The sequence below is a fragment of the Nostoc sp. genome, assembly GCF_036917515.1.
GTDB lineage: Bacteria > Cyanobacteriota > Cyanobacteriia > Cyanobacteriales > Nostocaceae > Nostoc.
This window is the reverse complement of record NZ_JBALDE010000254.1, coordinates 1-13904: the sequence shown is the minus strand read 5'-3', so window position 1 is coordinate 13904 and position 13904 is coordinate 1. Positions and strand designations below refer to the sequence as shown.

15 protein-coding genes are annotated in these 13904 nt (G+C 41.8%); 6 read left to right on the top strand and 9 right to left on the bottom strand.

From position 1 onward, the window contains the following. Positions 1–65: 65 nt before the first annotated feature. The 9 genes from lanM to V7K89_RS32250 all read right to left on the bottom strand — a co-directional run bounded on the left by lanM (position 66) and on the right by V7K89_RS32250 (position 9530). A complete protein-coding gene (gene lanM, locus V7K89_RS32290; protein ID WP_335194674.1) occupies positions 66–1865 on the bottom strand; it encodes a type 2 lanthipeptide synthetase LanM in 1800 nt (599 codons plus the stop codon). Next, positions 1858–2973: a zinc-binding alcohol dehydrogenase family protein gene (locus tag V7K89_RS32285; protein ID WP_335194672.1), complete on the bottom strand. Its 1116-nt coding sequence runs from the start codon at positions 2971–2973 to the stop codon at positions 1858–1860. The genes lanM and V7K89_RS32285 overlap by 8 nt, the downstream gene beginning before the upstream one ends. Positions 2974–3036: 63 nt before the next feature. Beyond that, a complete protein-coding gene (locus tag V7K89_RS32280) occupies positions 3037–3198 on the bottom strand; it encodes a hypothetical protein (RefSeq protein WP_335194670.1) in 162 nt (53 codons plus the stop codon). A gap of 5 nt (positions 3199–3203) precedes the next feature. Then, positions 3204–3752 carry a sulfotransferase family protein gene (locus tag V7K89_RS32275; protein ID WP_335194668.1) on the bottom strand — a complete coding sequence of 183 codons (549 nt, stop codon included), beginning with the start codon at positions 3750–3752 and terminating at the stop codon, positions 3204–3206. After that, positions 3745–5694 carry a glycosyltransferase gene (locus V7K89_RS32270; protein WP_335194666.1) on the bottom strand — a complete coding sequence of 650 codons (1950 nt, stop codon included), beginning with the start codon at positions 5692–5694 and terminating at the stop codon, positions 3745–3747. The genes V7K89_RS32275 and V7K89_RS32270 overlap by 8 nt, the downstream gene beginning before the upstream one ends. A gap of 5 nt (positions 5695–5699) precedes the next feature. Continuing rightward, the gene (locus V7K89_RS32265; protein WP_335194664.1) at positions 5700–7094 is read right to left on the bottom strand and encodes a TfuA-related McrA-glycine thioamidation protein; all 1395 of its coding nucleotides are present in this window, start codon (positions 7092–7094) and stop codon (positions 5700–5702) included. Between the two features lie 12 nt (positions 7095–7106). Continuing rightward, positions 7107–8444, bottom strand: coding sequence for a YcaO-like family protein (locus V7K89_RS32260; protein WP_335194662.1), 1338 nt, complete (start codon positions 8442–8444; stop codon positions 7107–7109). 120 nt (positions 8445–8564) lie between these two features. After that, entirely contained in the window at positions 8565–8831 is a 267-nt protein-coding gene (locus V7K89_RS32255) for a Nif11-like leader peptide family RiPP precursor (RefSeq protein WP_335194660.1), read from the bottom strand. Between the two features lie 432 nt (positions 8832–9263). Then, positions 9264–9530, bottom strand: coding sequence for a Nif11-like leader peptide family RiPP precursor (locus V7K89_RS32250; protein WP_335194658.1), 267 nt, complete (start codon positions 9528–9530; stop codon positions 9264–9266). Between the two features lie 511 nt (positions 9531–10041). Here V7K89_RS32250 and V7K89_RS32245 point away from each other — a divergent pair. The 6 genes from V7K89_RS32245 to V7K89_RS32220 all read left to right on the top strand — a co-directional run bounded on the left by V7K89_RS32245 (position 10042) and on the right by V7K89_RS32220 (position 13579). Continuing rightward, positions 10042–10308, top strand: coding sequence for a DNA polymerase (locus V7K89_RS32245; protein ID WP_335194656.1), 267 nt, complete (start codon positions 10042–10044; stop codon positions 10306–10308). A 54-nt stretch (positions 10309–10362) separates the two neighbouring features. Continuing rightward, complete coding sequence (locus tag V7K89_RS32240; protein ID WP_335194654.1) at positions 10363–10503, top strand: hypothetical protein; 141 nt, start codon at positions 10363–10365, stop codon at positions 10501–10503. 445 nt (positions 10504–10948) lie between these two features. After that, positions 10949–11215, top strand: coding sequence for a hypothetical protein (locus V7K89_RS32235; RefSeq protein WP_335194652.1), 267 nt, complete (start codon positions 10949–10951; stop codon positions 11213–11215). A 48-nt stretch (positions 11216–11263) separates the two neighbouring features. Beyond that, positions 11264–11428, top strand: a complete 165-nt coding sequence (locus tag V7K89_RS32230) for a hypothetical protein (RefSeq protein WP_335194650.1) — start codon at positions 11264–11266, stop codon at positions 11426–11428. A gap of 70 nt (positions 11429–11498) precedes the next feature. Continuing rightward, positions 11499–12692 (top strand): NAD(P)/FAD-dependent oxidoreductase, encoded by a 1194-nt coding sequence (locus V7K89_RS32225; RefSeq protein WP_335194648.1) that lies wholly within the window; start codon positions 11499–11501, stop codon positions 12690–12692. A 239-nt stretch (positions 12693–12931) separates the two neighbouring features. After that, positions 12932–13579 carry an HAD-IA family hydrolase gene (locus V7K89_RS32220; RefSeq protein WP_335194646.1) on the top strand — a complete coding sequence of 216 codons (648 nt, stop codon included), beginning with the start codon at positions 12932–12934 and terminating at the stop codon, positions 13577–13579. Positions 13580–13904: the final 325 nt, after the last annotated feature.

Sequence of the window (13904 nt, the reverse complement as noted above, 5' to 3'; positions counted from 1 at the left end):
TGAATTTACTACTTATTCCTTTCTTTCTTCTGCCTTCTGCCTTCTGCCCTCTGCCTTCCCCTAACCTAGATCACCAAAAGTTGCCAAGAACCAATTAAAGCTTTAAAAAATGGAATATCAAGATTACGAATGGCATCAATCTCACTCTGAATAATCTCTAAAGGATGATACGATTTTAGATAAGCCTTCCATAAACGTTCTATTGATATCTCTCTTTTAATACTGTCCCTGAGACAAGCAGGAGCGAGACTTTCCTGCATTACTCTGTAATACTTGGATGTAGACCTATAAAGAAAACGAATTGGCATACCAGCCATTTTTGCAATTATACCATCTTCTTTAGAGAGTTCTTCAGAATTGAGAGATAAACAATTATTCATAGCTCTATATCCTGTGAGAATCTCATCAAAATAGTCTTGAGGATTTGCCCGCTCACCTTGTAAATAAGGTAGACAATTTGTAACTTGAAAGGAAACAAAATCATTGACTATGCGTACTTCTCCCGTCTCTAGAGTTTCAACTTTGGTCACTTTGTAAGGGGAAACCTGTTCTTGACCTTGTGCTAAAACTCCAAAATCAATGTTTCTGCAACCTACTTCCCCATACTCTTTGGCTGAAATAATACCAACACTTAAAGCTGAACTATCTAACCTGTTAAAAATCTTCTCTTCGATAGCTAATTTAGCTGAGAAATTTTTAACACTGGGTTGAAATAAATTCTCTAAGTCAATAAGAACAGGATGGTCGCCAAAAGCTATGAGATTCTCGCAGTGAAAATCTCTCCCCTGTAATAGTTGTAGAAGCCGTAAAATCATGCCAATTCTGTGGTAAAAGTAGCGTATTTCGTTGGTGTTTTTACAGCAAGCAAATTCTACGTATTCTTCCCAAGCATACCCAAATCTAGGGAGAATTTTACGGGTATGAAGTGGCAGAATCTGACCCGTACTGTTTAAAAAATTGAGGAGTTCCATAAAGCTACAGGCAATGCTAAGATTTTTGGGCTTATATACCAACTTTTTGTCATTAGCAAAGGTAGCGATAATTACTGTACGTCCTTGATTATGGACATCACCAGCATTTAAATTGATATCTTCAAGTTGTCCTGGCTCTTCTCCTGAAAAAAAAGTTTCTGTGAGGAGTTTGTAGTCGCCTGTAAGTCGTTCTAAAAATTCGGTAGTAGAGTTTCGCCAATTTAGATAGACAACAGCTAGTAACTTGGCTAGGACAGGGAATAGCTCGAAAACTTCAAGCCAATTTGATCTTGAAACTTGAGGTTGACTTAGGAATACGTCATATACAGAATATCCAATTTTCCCATGCCCAGTCACCAAAACGTCCAGCAAATCTAGTTTATAGGTTAATGTCTGACTACTAACCGTATAAAAACGCCTTAGTAAAGAACCAAGCATCTTTCGCTTTGCAGTTGCAGAAACTTGAAAGTTGCAAGATGATACCCACGTCTCAAGTTGTTGTTTAGCTAACCGCAAGAAAGGTTGGAAGGCATTTTGATAGGGCAATTCGACTTTTTTATTCTGATTAACTTGACTTTGGAAAGGCTCTAAGGGATTTCCTGTAAAAGTGGCAGGATTCATTAACTCAACAATAACTTCTGCCCATTGAGGTAAACGCTCTGGTTCAGCAACCTTGACATTATAAAGTTGCTTTTTAAAAGCTTCTGTGCTGATACCTCGTGCTTGTAGTATTTCTTGAAATAAAGTGTTACTACCTGTGACATGCTTAATCCATTCTGTTTCTCGCTGAAGTAGAATATCGTTGCTTTGTTCTGACAATGCTTGAAAAAAAATCTCAACACGTTCTGATGGGGATGCAGCTTTAGCAATAACTTGTAAAATCTGATTAATCATACTGATACACAACTTTGCCAAATCTATTATTGTCGTTGTATGTCCTATTCACAAAATCAGCTAATTGATTGCCACGGAATACTGAATCAACGGCTACGGTAAAGTTACCATTAGTATAATCTTTGATAGCATTTAGCAAATCATCTGTATTACCCAGACAATTACCTATAATATGAATATTTTTGTAAATTGCGTTTAGCATAATTTGCTTTAAAACCTTGCCTTTGTAATCAAAACTCTTTCCTGTCAAACCAGAGTGTTGATCGTAAAGTCCACAGGTAATATATCTTGACCCGAAGTTCATTAAATCAATAACTTTACCAATATGAACGTCAAAAAATGGATCGATAACACAATCGAAACCACCAGTTTCTCGGAAAATATTTTTTAGCTGTTTATTGTCATCAAAACTTTCCAGACTTGGGTTGATTTGAATGACTTCTTTGACTCCTATATCCTTAAGTTCTTTTTCAAATTGCATTGATGTTGTTGTGGCATAAAGATTGACGTTATATTTTCTCAATGCACTGATAGCGAATAGCGATGTGTTTGATTTCGCAGCTGTAACCAGTACGTTAGCCCCCTGTACTAGATTAAGCTTGCGGATTATACTGTATATGGTCTGAGCTCCAATACAAAATGCAGCAGCAACTTCATCCGGTATCTCTGGAGGAATCTGGACCAGTTTTGCTTCATGAAATACTTGGTATCTTGCAGAAGCATGATTGGTAGCTACACCGGGGTTGACACCCTTGATGCCTGAGCTAGGATAGCTGCTATTAGCAATCACTCTGTCTCCCGCTTTCAGACTATTTACTTTTGAACCAACCTCTACAACTTCGCCTACAAATTCTGAACCAATAAAATAAAATGAATCATGACAGCGATGATTCATCAGCAAAAGCATGGCTTTGTCGCGATAGTTACATGAGAAAGCTTTAATTTTGACAAAAACTTTAAAGTGGTCTTCTACTTCCTGAGGATTAAAAGGAGGATTTTGAGTTTCAACAATGCCAAAGTAAATTGGGATACTCTCAACTTTTACTATTTCTTTGAAGTGGCAAAATGGCCAAGAACTATTTTGACCACAGAGGGCAAGACTTTTCATAGATAGCTTCTTTTACCCGGAGTTTCTAATTATTAGATAGTCATATTAGAAATTTTGATATGACTATTGTTGTGCGTTATTTTTTACTAGCAATGTTCCGATTACTATACCTAGAACAGCGCCACAACCAATTCCAACTGCCACATTTCCAATGAATTTACCGAAAATTACTCCTGCTAAAATGCCAAGAGCAATGCTGATTATCTGTATCTTTCTTCTGTTCATTGTCTTCAAGTTGATTTTGAAAGTTTAGTTTCAAAAGTACGATTAACATGGGGAAAGGGAGTATCAGGGATAGGACGTCCTAAAAAAGGACATAGTTTATTCCAACTATCCCCAGTACAAATGTTTAAAACCAGTAAGTCTTGGGGACGATGAGCAAAGTAATTTTCAACTCGTTGCATATGCCTTTGATAGGCTTCCCTAAGCATTACAGGCTCGTAGCTCACTGTTCCATAAAGCTTCGTTCTAACCTCGGTCAGGAATTTTGCGTGTTTAAAAGGAAGTTTTTCTGGAGTTATTCTATGGTTAAAGTGAAATTCGCAGGACTGTAGCCATTCTTCAAGGTTTCTTACAGTCAAGATGAATTTGGAGCCTTGATAGAGTTGATCTAGTTCCTCAAATCTATAGCTGACACCTGTATCGCTACTAGCATCATGCCCATCTATTTCAGCTAAATCCATAGGCATATGCACACTACTATACCCTAATAACATTAGGGCATAATGCAAGCTTGTGGTTCCGGTTCTTGATAATCCAATGCCGAAGATTTTATTCATTACAACTGAGGATTAGATGGAGGCTAGTTGTTGTCTTGAGAGTTTTTTCGACTTTTTCCAATGTCGGGGAATTACCTAACAAGTTTTTAGCTTGAGCCAATGCTGCTTCAGCTTCAATTAAAAAATCTTTGCCAGTAGAGAACGCATTGATGCAGCGATCTAGCCAAACTGAACCTGAGTCAGGGGAATCTGGAAACTGCTCCAGCCATTGTCTCAGCCAAGGAAGAGCCAATTCAGGCTTGTTCCATTCGCGACAGATGCGGGCAAGTTGCCGCAGGTGATAGGCTGCCCATTCACCCCAGAAGTTAGTATCTAATGCTGTGGTACACAGTTGAAAAGCTGTGGCAAAATTGCCGCGCTGTCGCTCTAGTTCTGTAGTTAGGTACTGTATTGTGGGGGTAACTGAGTTGCTTTGTTTAAGTAGCTCTAGACCTTCTTGTAATAACTTGGTTTGACCAGTTTTACTGACTACTAATAAACAGGCTAGTTGTGAGCTAAGTGTAGCTTTTGCAGCAACTCCGGTGACAATACGGGAGAGGAAATCTGTACCTATTTTAGTGGGAATTGGTTCTGTGGTTGTGATGTAAGCTGAGTAATCTAGTCCTCCCAGGAAACATTCCAAGGGCTTGCGCGTGCTAACGAACAATAATTCGCGCAACCATTCGCTGTCGGATTTTCCCAAGACGGTTTCGCCTGCCCAGCGCCGACGGATGCGATCGCACTCTTCTAAATGAAAGTTGAACAGTTCACCCCAGGAGAAGGGTTGCAACGGTGCTGCCAGACTCAGCAGCCCGGCAGTGGGTGCCGCTCTAAGTGAGGGGAAGGGGTCTACTGAATCTGGGCAAGAGGTAAGATCCATTGCCTCCTCTAGAGTGAGGCGATATTTTTGCTTGACAGCCGCAGGATTGCAGAATTGGTCAGCCTGCTCGCGACAGATATCTGGCGTTGGAGGTGAGTTGAGCAGCTTTTCCATTCCATCAGCAATCTGTTCTGGTGTGACATCCATTGGTAAACCTGGCCCCAAATCAGAGACGGACACTAGTTCTCCACCAGCACCGACTGTCTCTGGAAAGCCATTCCAGCGGGTTGCCAGCACGGGAACTCCCAATCCCAGCGATTCGATAATCGATTTACCAAAGGATTCTTCCAGCGTTACAGAGAGATTTAGCATCAGACGGGCACCAGAAATAAATCTGGCTTTGTGGCGATCGCTGTATATTGGTCCAACAAGTTCCACACATGCCTGCATCCGCTTGATTTTCGCAGCTAAGGAGCGGGCATAGGGGTGTAGTTCAGTAGATTGTCCATCAGTCAGGGGTCCAGCAATCTGCAATTTCACCTGACTATATCCGCGACGGCGTAATACATCCATTGCCTCAATCTGGCGATGCAAGAGCTTCTCTGGGGTAATTCGTGTCAGACTGACGATCCGGTCTGTTCTCTGTGCAGCTGTCTTTATTTTTGGTAAGAGGTGCATCGGGGGGGAAACCACCCGAATAAATGGGGCAAAATCAGGACATAAAAATTCAATAACTGCCTTAGCACTAGAACTGCCGGCAATAATGATATCGCCAGACTTCAGCAGTGGCCTCAAAAGAGACCATTCCAGCGTGTAGACTCCTGGTGCATGAGCATAGAACATCAGTCTCACCTTCGCTCGTGCTAAGTTTCGCAGCGCTAGCAGCAGGGGAGTTAATGCGATGCATTCATAACTTGGGCAGAAAAAATCGAATTTAGCAGTAAGATGGGCAAAATTCTCAGCAGCCTGCGCCAAGGGAACAGGGCAGGCAGTGCTCCCAAAAATTTCGTCACACCAAGAAGGCAGAGGAATCGGCTCAACTAGTAAGTCAGGTGCAAGATTGCGGGCAAAGAGTTCATCAAAAACACGGGCGCTGATCATCTCAGCACTGCGACATGGTCTAAGGATACGCAAAGGCTGCATTTGCACTACTCCTGGGGCGAGCGATTGATACTAGCCAGCTTAAATGTCAGATTTTGCATTGCTTCTCTAGCTAGCCGCGATCGCAGAAGTTCCACTTTCATGCAGGCAAGATCCAGAAAACCCGCTTCTTTTTCCCAATCCTTGTAATTGATGTTCATCCGGCAATCAGTGGAGCGCAGATGCTCTACAACCAACTGCGGCATCGTCAAATTGTCGTAGTTATTTTCAATAAAATCTGGATGGTACTTTTGCAGGATTTGTTCTTGCTTAGCTGCGGCATCAGCCCACTCATCGTATCGGTTCTGCAATCGCAGTTCATTGAGTAGACTCATTATATTTTTCTCATAAGCTTTCCTGCCGATCAGCCAAGTCTGTAGCCGCCGACAACAGGCCATCTCACACATCAGTTCGTTGAATCCCTCAAGGCTGAGGTCGTTGCTATTTAACCACTCTGTGAATTCTGCTTCCTGAGTCAGAGCATGTTTGAGACGAAAACGCCGGATCTCCTTATTTACTTCTCCTTCAGACACCTCAATTCCCAAAAGTGCGGCTAAAATTTGCACTAATGCTCGGTTCAAAGCATGGAAATTAGTATCATCAAAGTCAGCTAAATGTAACGCTACATACCCAGCAATGGTTCCCAAAGAGATGTTTGTATTGTCTCGTAGTACTGTCCGATCTCGTTGATAGAGGGCTGAAAATAAATGATTGCGAGCCAGAGTAAAGTTCGGCGGCTGAGCTGGTTTTTCAGGCAAATCTCGCAGGTTTTCTAGGAGTAAAATAGCGTCTTGACGCTTAATGTCTACATACTTATTCTTGATAAAATTAGCAATTTCCTCTAATTTTTGGGGCGATACACCTACAGTTGCAGCTTGGCGGAAGATGGTGGCAAAAGTCCGTTCAGGGAAGTAAATAGACTTGGCAATTGCCGTCAATTGTTGAGCCAAGCTCTCGCTAATAATGCCTTCGTCCTGAGCACGGCGAAATGTCGAGCGGACGTTCACCATTGGTTCAGACGAAGGACGATATTCTTTGTCTTCTGGTCCATAAATTAGAGCAACTTCATCATCATCAATCAGTTCCTCGCTGGCATACATTCGGTAGATTTCCCCAATTCCAACCATTCCAAATGCAGCCGTTTCTGCTGCCCGTAAAGCTCCCATACTACTGGCACCATACACTGCAACTCCCTGCTCAATAGCGTATAAAATCTCTTTGTGCCATACAGAAGGGCACTGGTAAAAGACACCATCAATTAAACCAATAATGTCTGGCTTATAGGTAGCTACAGCACTGATTAAATCCGCTTGTTTTGCTGGAGGAAGATAGACAGCATCCAGAATTTTTCTAGCCTCTGATTTGGGCAGCGATGGTCCTAAAAAGATGACAATTTTATTCATATTTAACTAACTTTAAAATACTCCACCGGCTGGTAAGTGAGTATCTACGTTGTAAATAACCTTAGTTGATTCAGCCATAGCAGATTGCTTACTTTTGGCAAAAGTAATTGCTCGATGTTTGGGCAAGTAGTTTCTGTAAAAATAGCCTTCCAATCCTGGTACAATCACCCTAGCTACAGCAATCTCCCACTCTGGCGGACTCAAATCAAATACAATTACTTGATTCAGACCTACTTGCTGTAGTTTTTCCAAGACAACCAAAATATCTCCCTCAAACGTAGGAGTAGCCTGGGATTTACGAATTCTGGCATTTACCGTTGGTGGGTGGGATTCAAGACGCTGCACCTCAGCCTCACTACCTGTGATTTTTGAAGCAGCGTAGTACTGTTGAAACACGTCGTCTCTGGCTCCTGAAATAAGGATAGCTCGGGTTTGAGCTGCCTCTGTGAGAGCTCGGATCATCGCCACTTCTGGGTCAAGATGAGCGCCATAACCGTGGGAAATGGTGACATACCCAGTCTGGTCATAACAATAAGCTTGATACACAGGTACTTCAGTGTTGACCGTACAGTCAAACAAAATTGGAACTACTTGTGCTGCTTTGAATTGTGCCAACAACTCTAATACTGCCGGATACTCAATGGTTTCTAATCGAACCCTTGGCTTGTGGTATCCAATAAAAGCAGCTTCCATGTTACAGGATATAGCATCCCGTTCAATCAATTCAAACAAAGCTGAACTAACCGCTTCTAAAAAATGGTTGCCAGAGGCTAAACCATTAGAACTCATATCAAATGAGGCTAAGTTTGTTAAGTCTTCATACAAAAATCTGTAGTCCATTGAGACTGCTTGAACGGGAACAGCTACTTCTTTTTGATTAACAAGATCCCAGCCCAAAACCCATTGCTCCAGTTGATGCACGCTAAAGAGCGAATTTTTACGTAGAGGCAAATCTTCTAAGGAAATGCTCTGGTAATCACTTGCCAATTGAGTATAGGGAAGGTAGATTTCTGGCAGGCGAATATTTTCAGCACAGTAAAGTTCAATAGACTCCATCGCTGCGGAAGCGAGTGCTGCTTGTAGGGTAGTCCCTTTGCCAGAGGATGTGACAATGCTATAGCTATTAGGGCGCACAGCAAGAGTAACCGGAATACCAATCCGATCTAAGCCTGTAATATTGCAAAGACGGGTTAGACCAATGGATTTAAAGTAGGGTCGAACCCGTTCCAAGGTTTCTTCAGGGGAAGCAGTTCGATGTGTGCCATGCCAAAAGCGCTTTCCCGCTCGATAAGCTTTGCCACGGAAGTTAATAGAACTAATGGGTGCTGCCTCTACACTCTGTTGAGTCATAAGCCTTGTCTAATTGCTCTAGCTTCCTAACTTGGTTATGGGATATAGTGCTTTACTAATGCCAACCGATGATTGAGATGCCTCTATCAAAAATTGACAGAGACATCTATAGCGTTAGTTTTAACAAACGCCCAGTGCGGCAACAGCTGTTGCCGCACTCACCCACGTGGTGACACCGCCACCTGCAACGGCTTCGAGTTCATCTTCGCTCAACTTACCTCCTGCGGCTTCGGGGGCAATGCTTTCTGCCTCTTCGCGCGTGAAGTCATAACCGGCATCATGAATAATTTTCAAACGAGCCTGATCGTCAGCACCTTCAAGGGAGGAACGAAATTCAGAATCGCTAGACACTTTCTTTAGAAAAGCTTTGGCACTTTCAACAGACATTTATCTCTCCTTGTCATTAAATGGTTGAGTAAGCAAAGTAGCCATATCTTAATTAAGTCAATACCTTGAGCAGGTAAGACTTAATTATGTAATAGCAAAGTGTAAAATCTTCTTAAAACTAGGCAAGGCAAGCTCACTTCCGAACGTAATCATTTCAGTTATGAACTGCCATGATACCGGAACTTTAACGTAATCATTTCAGTTATGAACTGCCATGATACCGGAACTTTTAAGATAGCCTTACACAAGAAATTACAAAAATAGCTTAAACATCACTTGGATACGCTTTGCGTGTCATTTGGAGACCAATACATTGCGCTTCAAAATCAATTTTCATTTGTAGTGGTCGCCTTCGTCTGCTATTTTTACATTTCTTTAAAGACAGCAGCTAATATCCAGCAATTGTACGGAGAAGCGGTGTTACTGACGAAGCTATCCGGGGTCGGTAGCGCAAAGTAAACTACACCAATCGGTTACACCGCCACCTGCGACGGCTTCGAGTTCCTCTTCGCTCAGCTTACCTTCTACTGCTTTGAGGACTTGGGGGATAATAGTTCCTGCCTCTTCGCGCGTGAAGTCATAACCGGCATCACTGATAATTTTCAAACGAGTCTGTTCGTCAGCATTCTCAAGGGAGGAACGAAATTCAGAATCGCTAGACACTTTCTTTAGAAAAGCTTTGGCACTTTCAACAGACATTTATCTCTCCTTGTCATTAGATGGTTGAGTAAGCAAAGTAGCCATATCTTAATTAAGTCAATATCTTGAGCAGGTAAAACTTAATTATGTAATAGCAAAGTGTCGGAACTCCTTAAAAAATAAGCAAGGTAAACTCACTTCCAAACGTAATAATTTCAGTTATGAACTACCATTGTACTGAAACTTATAAGGTAGCCTCACACAACAAATCACAAAAATAGTTTAAACATCATTTGGAGAAGCTTTACGTGTCATTTTGAGACTGCTACTTTATTGCTTTAAAATCAATTTTTATTTATAGTGGTTGCCTTAGTTTGCTATCTTTACATTTCTTTAGAGGTAGTATCTAATATCAATCACTTAATTTGTTATTACAATACTCCGGACAGTTTTTAATTCAGGATAAACGCATCTAAATATTGACGAGCCAGGATTTGAGTGTAATTCAGCGAAACCTAATCAGATATGACTTTCAGAAAACTAAATATGACTTTTTCCAATAATAATCATTATGAGAAGTAAAGAAGACCGCAGACTAGCAAAAGCAATAAACTTTGGATTGATTTTTGGTATGGGCGCTGCCAAACTCCAAATTTACGCCCAAGTAAAATATGGGGTGGCAATAACATTAGAACAAACAAAAGCTTTCAGTCAACGATTCTTTGAAGCTTATCCTAGAATAGCTAGGTGGTATGAAAACATCAAACGTAAATACATTCAAGGCATTAAGGAAAGTCGTACATTAGCAAACGGAACTATTTTAACTAAATCTGCGTAAGCAGATTTAGAGTGAATCCAGAGTTTAAAACTCGTTCATTTTGATTTAATTTGTATGTTTATAAACTCTATGACTGTTGCTGAGAAGGTGATAGCTGAAAATCTTCCAAATTCTAGCCCTGATTCCTCTTCATTCATCAATGCATCAACTACTCAATTTAGCCAACATCAGGAGTGGTCAGCAGGCATGACATGAAAAAATTCCCTGAATAACTTGAGACTAATTATTCAGCCTTATATCTTCTACCATTTACTGTTACCTTGGTTAGATGTATTCAACATTTCTGGGATGAGACGCTGTTTCCTTAAGTTAATTGAATTGATGAATGGTTTTCGAGCTTCTCCGATTCCTTTCTCCATTGCTAGTTAATCTTCTCTCTATTTTTATTTCCCTAAAGTAATAAAAGAGAGATAAGAATGCGATCGCGTTTACTCACCAGGATTTATCCGTTTGAGTAGTTCCTGGGTATCAATGGCAGACCCGTTATTGAGTACGAAGTCAGGGAAGTGAAGGCAACGGAACGGGACCGTAAAAACAAAGAAACCACAGTCCGACGTTTAGCTGGGGATACCAAACGAATAAAACGCAACCGCAGCCGCGACACTTTCAAAATGTGGGGATGGGTACTGTCTTATAACAGTTGGGGGATGGGCTTGTAGAGAAGGCTAGCGGTTCATCCCTATGCCGGATCAGCCTGTGGCAGTACGTCCTAATCGGCGTCGAAACCGGAAGGCGACCAGAAAACAAACTGACCAAGGAATTGATTAACTACCGCGACTTACTCAAAGCTAACGTCACTGAACAAGGTGAAAAATTGCTTGGTGGTAAGACATTCTTTCTAAAGTTGATGAGTAAAGTAGTAAACCTGCTGTTCCAGGAATTGTGTAAAATAATTCCTCTAACCTAATGCGATAGCCCTTTATCCAAATAAAGGGTTTTGAAACCTAAATTCCAGATGAAATACGAAACCGGAAGCAAGCTAGAGAAGCATCAAGTTTACGTAGCATCGCTCAAGAATGAGATAAAATTCCTTGAAAATCAAAAAGCAGAAATTGAAAAAGAACTGGTGGAGCTAGGAGTTAAGCTTTCCGAAAATGAAGATTATGTACCAGAGGAATGAACCGCTAAACTTTCAGTTACCCTGAAGGTAACAGCCCAAATAATATTGATTGTTGCATAGCATAGAATAGATGACTGAACAAACTTCTAGAATTTGTATCCTTGGCGGAGGCTTTGGTGGTCTCTACACAGCCCTGCGGTTAAGCCAATTACCTTGGGAATCTACGCAAAAACCCGAAATTGTTCTGGTAGATCAAAGCGATCGCTTCCTATTCTCTCCTTTACTTTACGAATTACTCACTGGCGAGTTGCAAACCTGGGAAATTGCCCCACCCTTTGAAGAACTTTTGCAAGGGACAGGAGTGCGTTTTTATCAAGGTGTTGTGTCTGCAATTGACATCGACCAGCAACGGGTAAATATACAAGAAGGCCCGGAAATTCCTTACGACCGATTAGTGCTGGCGTTAGGAGGTGAGACACCGCTAGATTTAGTCCCTGGTGCCACAGCCTACGCCTACACATTCCGCACAATCTCTGATGCCTATCGTTTAGAAGAACGCCTGCGATTTTTAGAAGAATCGGATGCTGATAAAATTCGGGTAGCGCTCATTGGGGCTGGCTACTGTGGTGTAGAGTTAGCTTGTAAATTAGCCGACAGACTAGGCGAAAGAGGACGCTTTCGGATTGTTGAAATCGCCGACCAAATTTTGCGAACTTCCCCAGAGTTTAATCGGGAAGCAGCAAAGAAAGCTCTAGAAGCCCGTGGTGTATTTCTTGACTTAGAAACCAAAGTAGAATCAATAGAGCAAAATAGCATTTCCCTAGAGTACAAAAACCAGTTAGATACGATTCCCGTGGATTTGGTAATTTGGACTGTAGGAACGAGGGTTGCACCCGTAGTGAAATCTCTTCCTCTCAAGCAAAATCAGCGTGGTCAAATTACCACTACATCCAATCTGCAAGTCCTTGATCGTCCAGAAATGTATGCCTTGGGAGATTTAGCAGACTGTCATGATGCTGAAGGACAGCAAGTCCCCGCTACTGCACAAGCGGCTTTTCAACAAGCTGATTATACTGCTTGGAATATCTGGGCAACTCTGACTAATCGCCCCCTCCTTCCCTTCCACTACCAGCAGTTAGGAGAAATGATGGCACTAGGAGTAGACAACGCCACTCTTACTGGTTTGGGAATTAAACTAGATGGTCCCTTGGCATACGTCGCCCGCCGTGTTGCTTATTTATATAGGTTGCCAACTTTAGAGCATCAGCTTAAAGTTGGTTTTAATTGGCTAGCCCGTCCAATAATAGAAACGCTTTCTCGATAAGTTTCAAGGTTGGGCATTGGGGAGCTACTGCGTTGGGCGGGTAATGCCCGACTTATTCGCGCAGCGTCTCCGTCAGTAGAAGGGTAGCAACTGACGTCATTGGGCATTGGTAAAAACCAGGATGTTTGCGATGATTTGTTATATTTGTGCCAATCTACTTAGCAGATGCTAGACTCTACCCACAGAAGCTCTTAACAAGCCAAAATCTAAAATTCAACATTCAAAATTTTCAAACTTTAATGGAACAACCGAAAGTTATTTTTTTAGATGCTGTGGGTACACTCTTTGATGTCAAAGGTAGTGTAGGCGAAGTTTATAGTCAGATAGCCCAGGAATTTGGCGTTACAGTTTTAGCCGAAACATTAAATACAGCCTTCATCCAAAGTTTTAAAGCAGCGCCGCCGCCGATATTTCCAGATGCAGAACTGCAAGATATTCCCCAGCGCGAGTTTGATTGGTGGCGGATAATTGCTCTTAACACTTTTGAAAGCGCAGGTGTTCTCAAGGAATTTTCTGACTTTTCGGCTTTTTTTAGCGAACTTTACATCCACTTTGGCACTCGCGAACCGTGGTTTGTCTATCCCGACGTCTTACCAGCTTTAATCAACTGGCGGCGGTTGGGAGTTAGCTTGGGAGTGCTGTCCAATTTTGATTCTCGGATTTACTCCGTATTGCAAAGTTTGGGATTGAGAGAGTTTTTTACCTCCGTCACCATTTCTACCCAGGTACGTGCAGCTAAACCCGATCCGCAAATTTTTGCCATTGCCTTAGATAAACATAAATGTTCCCCAGAGGCAGCATGGCATATCGGCGATAGCATTGTAGAAGACTATCATGCAGCCAAAGCAGCTGGACTTAGAGGCATTTGGATTAACCGTGGTAAATGAGGGAGATAGTTTGATGATCGCTTTTTTTATAGCGCCTCAAATGGACGCGTTTGCCATTTTTCTAGAATCTCAACACAATTGATATCACAGAAAACACACCATATACTCAACAGCTGATAATACTAATAATTCATAGTAGTTATGTCAGCACGCCAAACGCCTCAAAAGATTATTTTTGCGCTTTGTCTACTTAGTTTGAGCCTGACTGCGATCGTCTGCTCGTCAAAGTCTCAACTATAGCAGTTCCTGCTTGAGTGCAATACAGTATGGGATGATGGAGTATATCAACGTCTAAGTGCCTGTAGAATGAAACCTTACTCCTGTG

Bases quoted from the DNA above. Each gene is read 5' to 3' on its own strand.
- lanM (WP_335194674.1), bottom strand. From the start codon at position 1,865: ATGATTAATCAGATTTTACAAGTTATTGCTAAAGCTGCATCCCCATCA.
- V7K89_RS32285 (WP_335194672.1), bottom strand. From the start codon at position 2,973: ATGAAAAGTCTTGCCCTCTGTGGTCAAAATAGTTCTTGGCCATTTTGC.
- V7K89_RS32280 (WP_335194670.1), bottom strand. From the start codon at position 3,198: ATGAACAGAAGAAAGATACAGATAATCAGCATTGCTCTTGGCATTTTA.
- V7K89_RS32275 (WP_335194668.1), bottom strand. From the start codon at position 3,752: ATGAATAAAATCTTCGGCATTGGATTATCAAGAACCGGAACCACAAGC.
- V7K89_RS32270 (WP_335194666.1), bottom strand. From the start codon at position 5,694: ATGCAGCCTTTGCGTATCCTTAGACCATGTCGCAGTGCTGAGATGATC.
- V7K89_RS32265 (WP_335194664.1), bottom strand. From the start codon at position 7,094: ATGAATAAAATTGTCATCTTTTTAGGACCATCGCTGCCCAAATCAGAG.
- V7K89_RS32260 (WP_335194662.1), bottom strand. From the start codon at position 8,444: ATGACTCAACAGAGTGTAGAGGCAGCACCCATTAGTTCTATTAACTTC.
- V7K89_RS32255 (WP_335194660.1), bottom strand. From the start codon at position 8,831: ATGTCTGTTGAAAGTGCCAAAGCTTTTCTAAAGAAAGTGTCTAGCGAT.
- V7K89_RS32250 (WP_335194658.1), bottom strand. From the start codon at position 9,530: ATGTCTGTTGAAAGTGCCAAAGCTTTTCTAAAGAAAGTGTCTAGCGAT.
- V7K89_RS32245 (WP_335194656.1), top strand. From the start codon at position 10,042: ATGAGAAGTAAAGAAGACCGCAGACTAGCAAAAGCAATAAACTTTGGA.
- V7K89_RS32240 (WP_335194654.1), top strand. From the start codon at position 10,363: ATGTTTATAAACTCTATGACTGTTGCTGAGAAGGTGATAGCTGAAAAT.
- V7K89_RS32230 (WP_335194650.1), top strand. From the start codon at position 11,264: ATGAAATACGAAACCGGAAGCAAGCTAGAGAAGCATCAAGTTTACGTA.
- V7K89_RS32225 (WP_335194648.1), top strand. From the start codon at position 11,499: ATGACTGAACAAACTTCTAGAATTTGTATCCTTGGCGGAGGCTTTGGT.
- V7K89_RS32220 (WP_335194646.1), top strand. From the start codon at position 12,932: ATGGAACAACCGAAAGTTATTTTTTTAGATGCTGTGGGTACACTCTTT.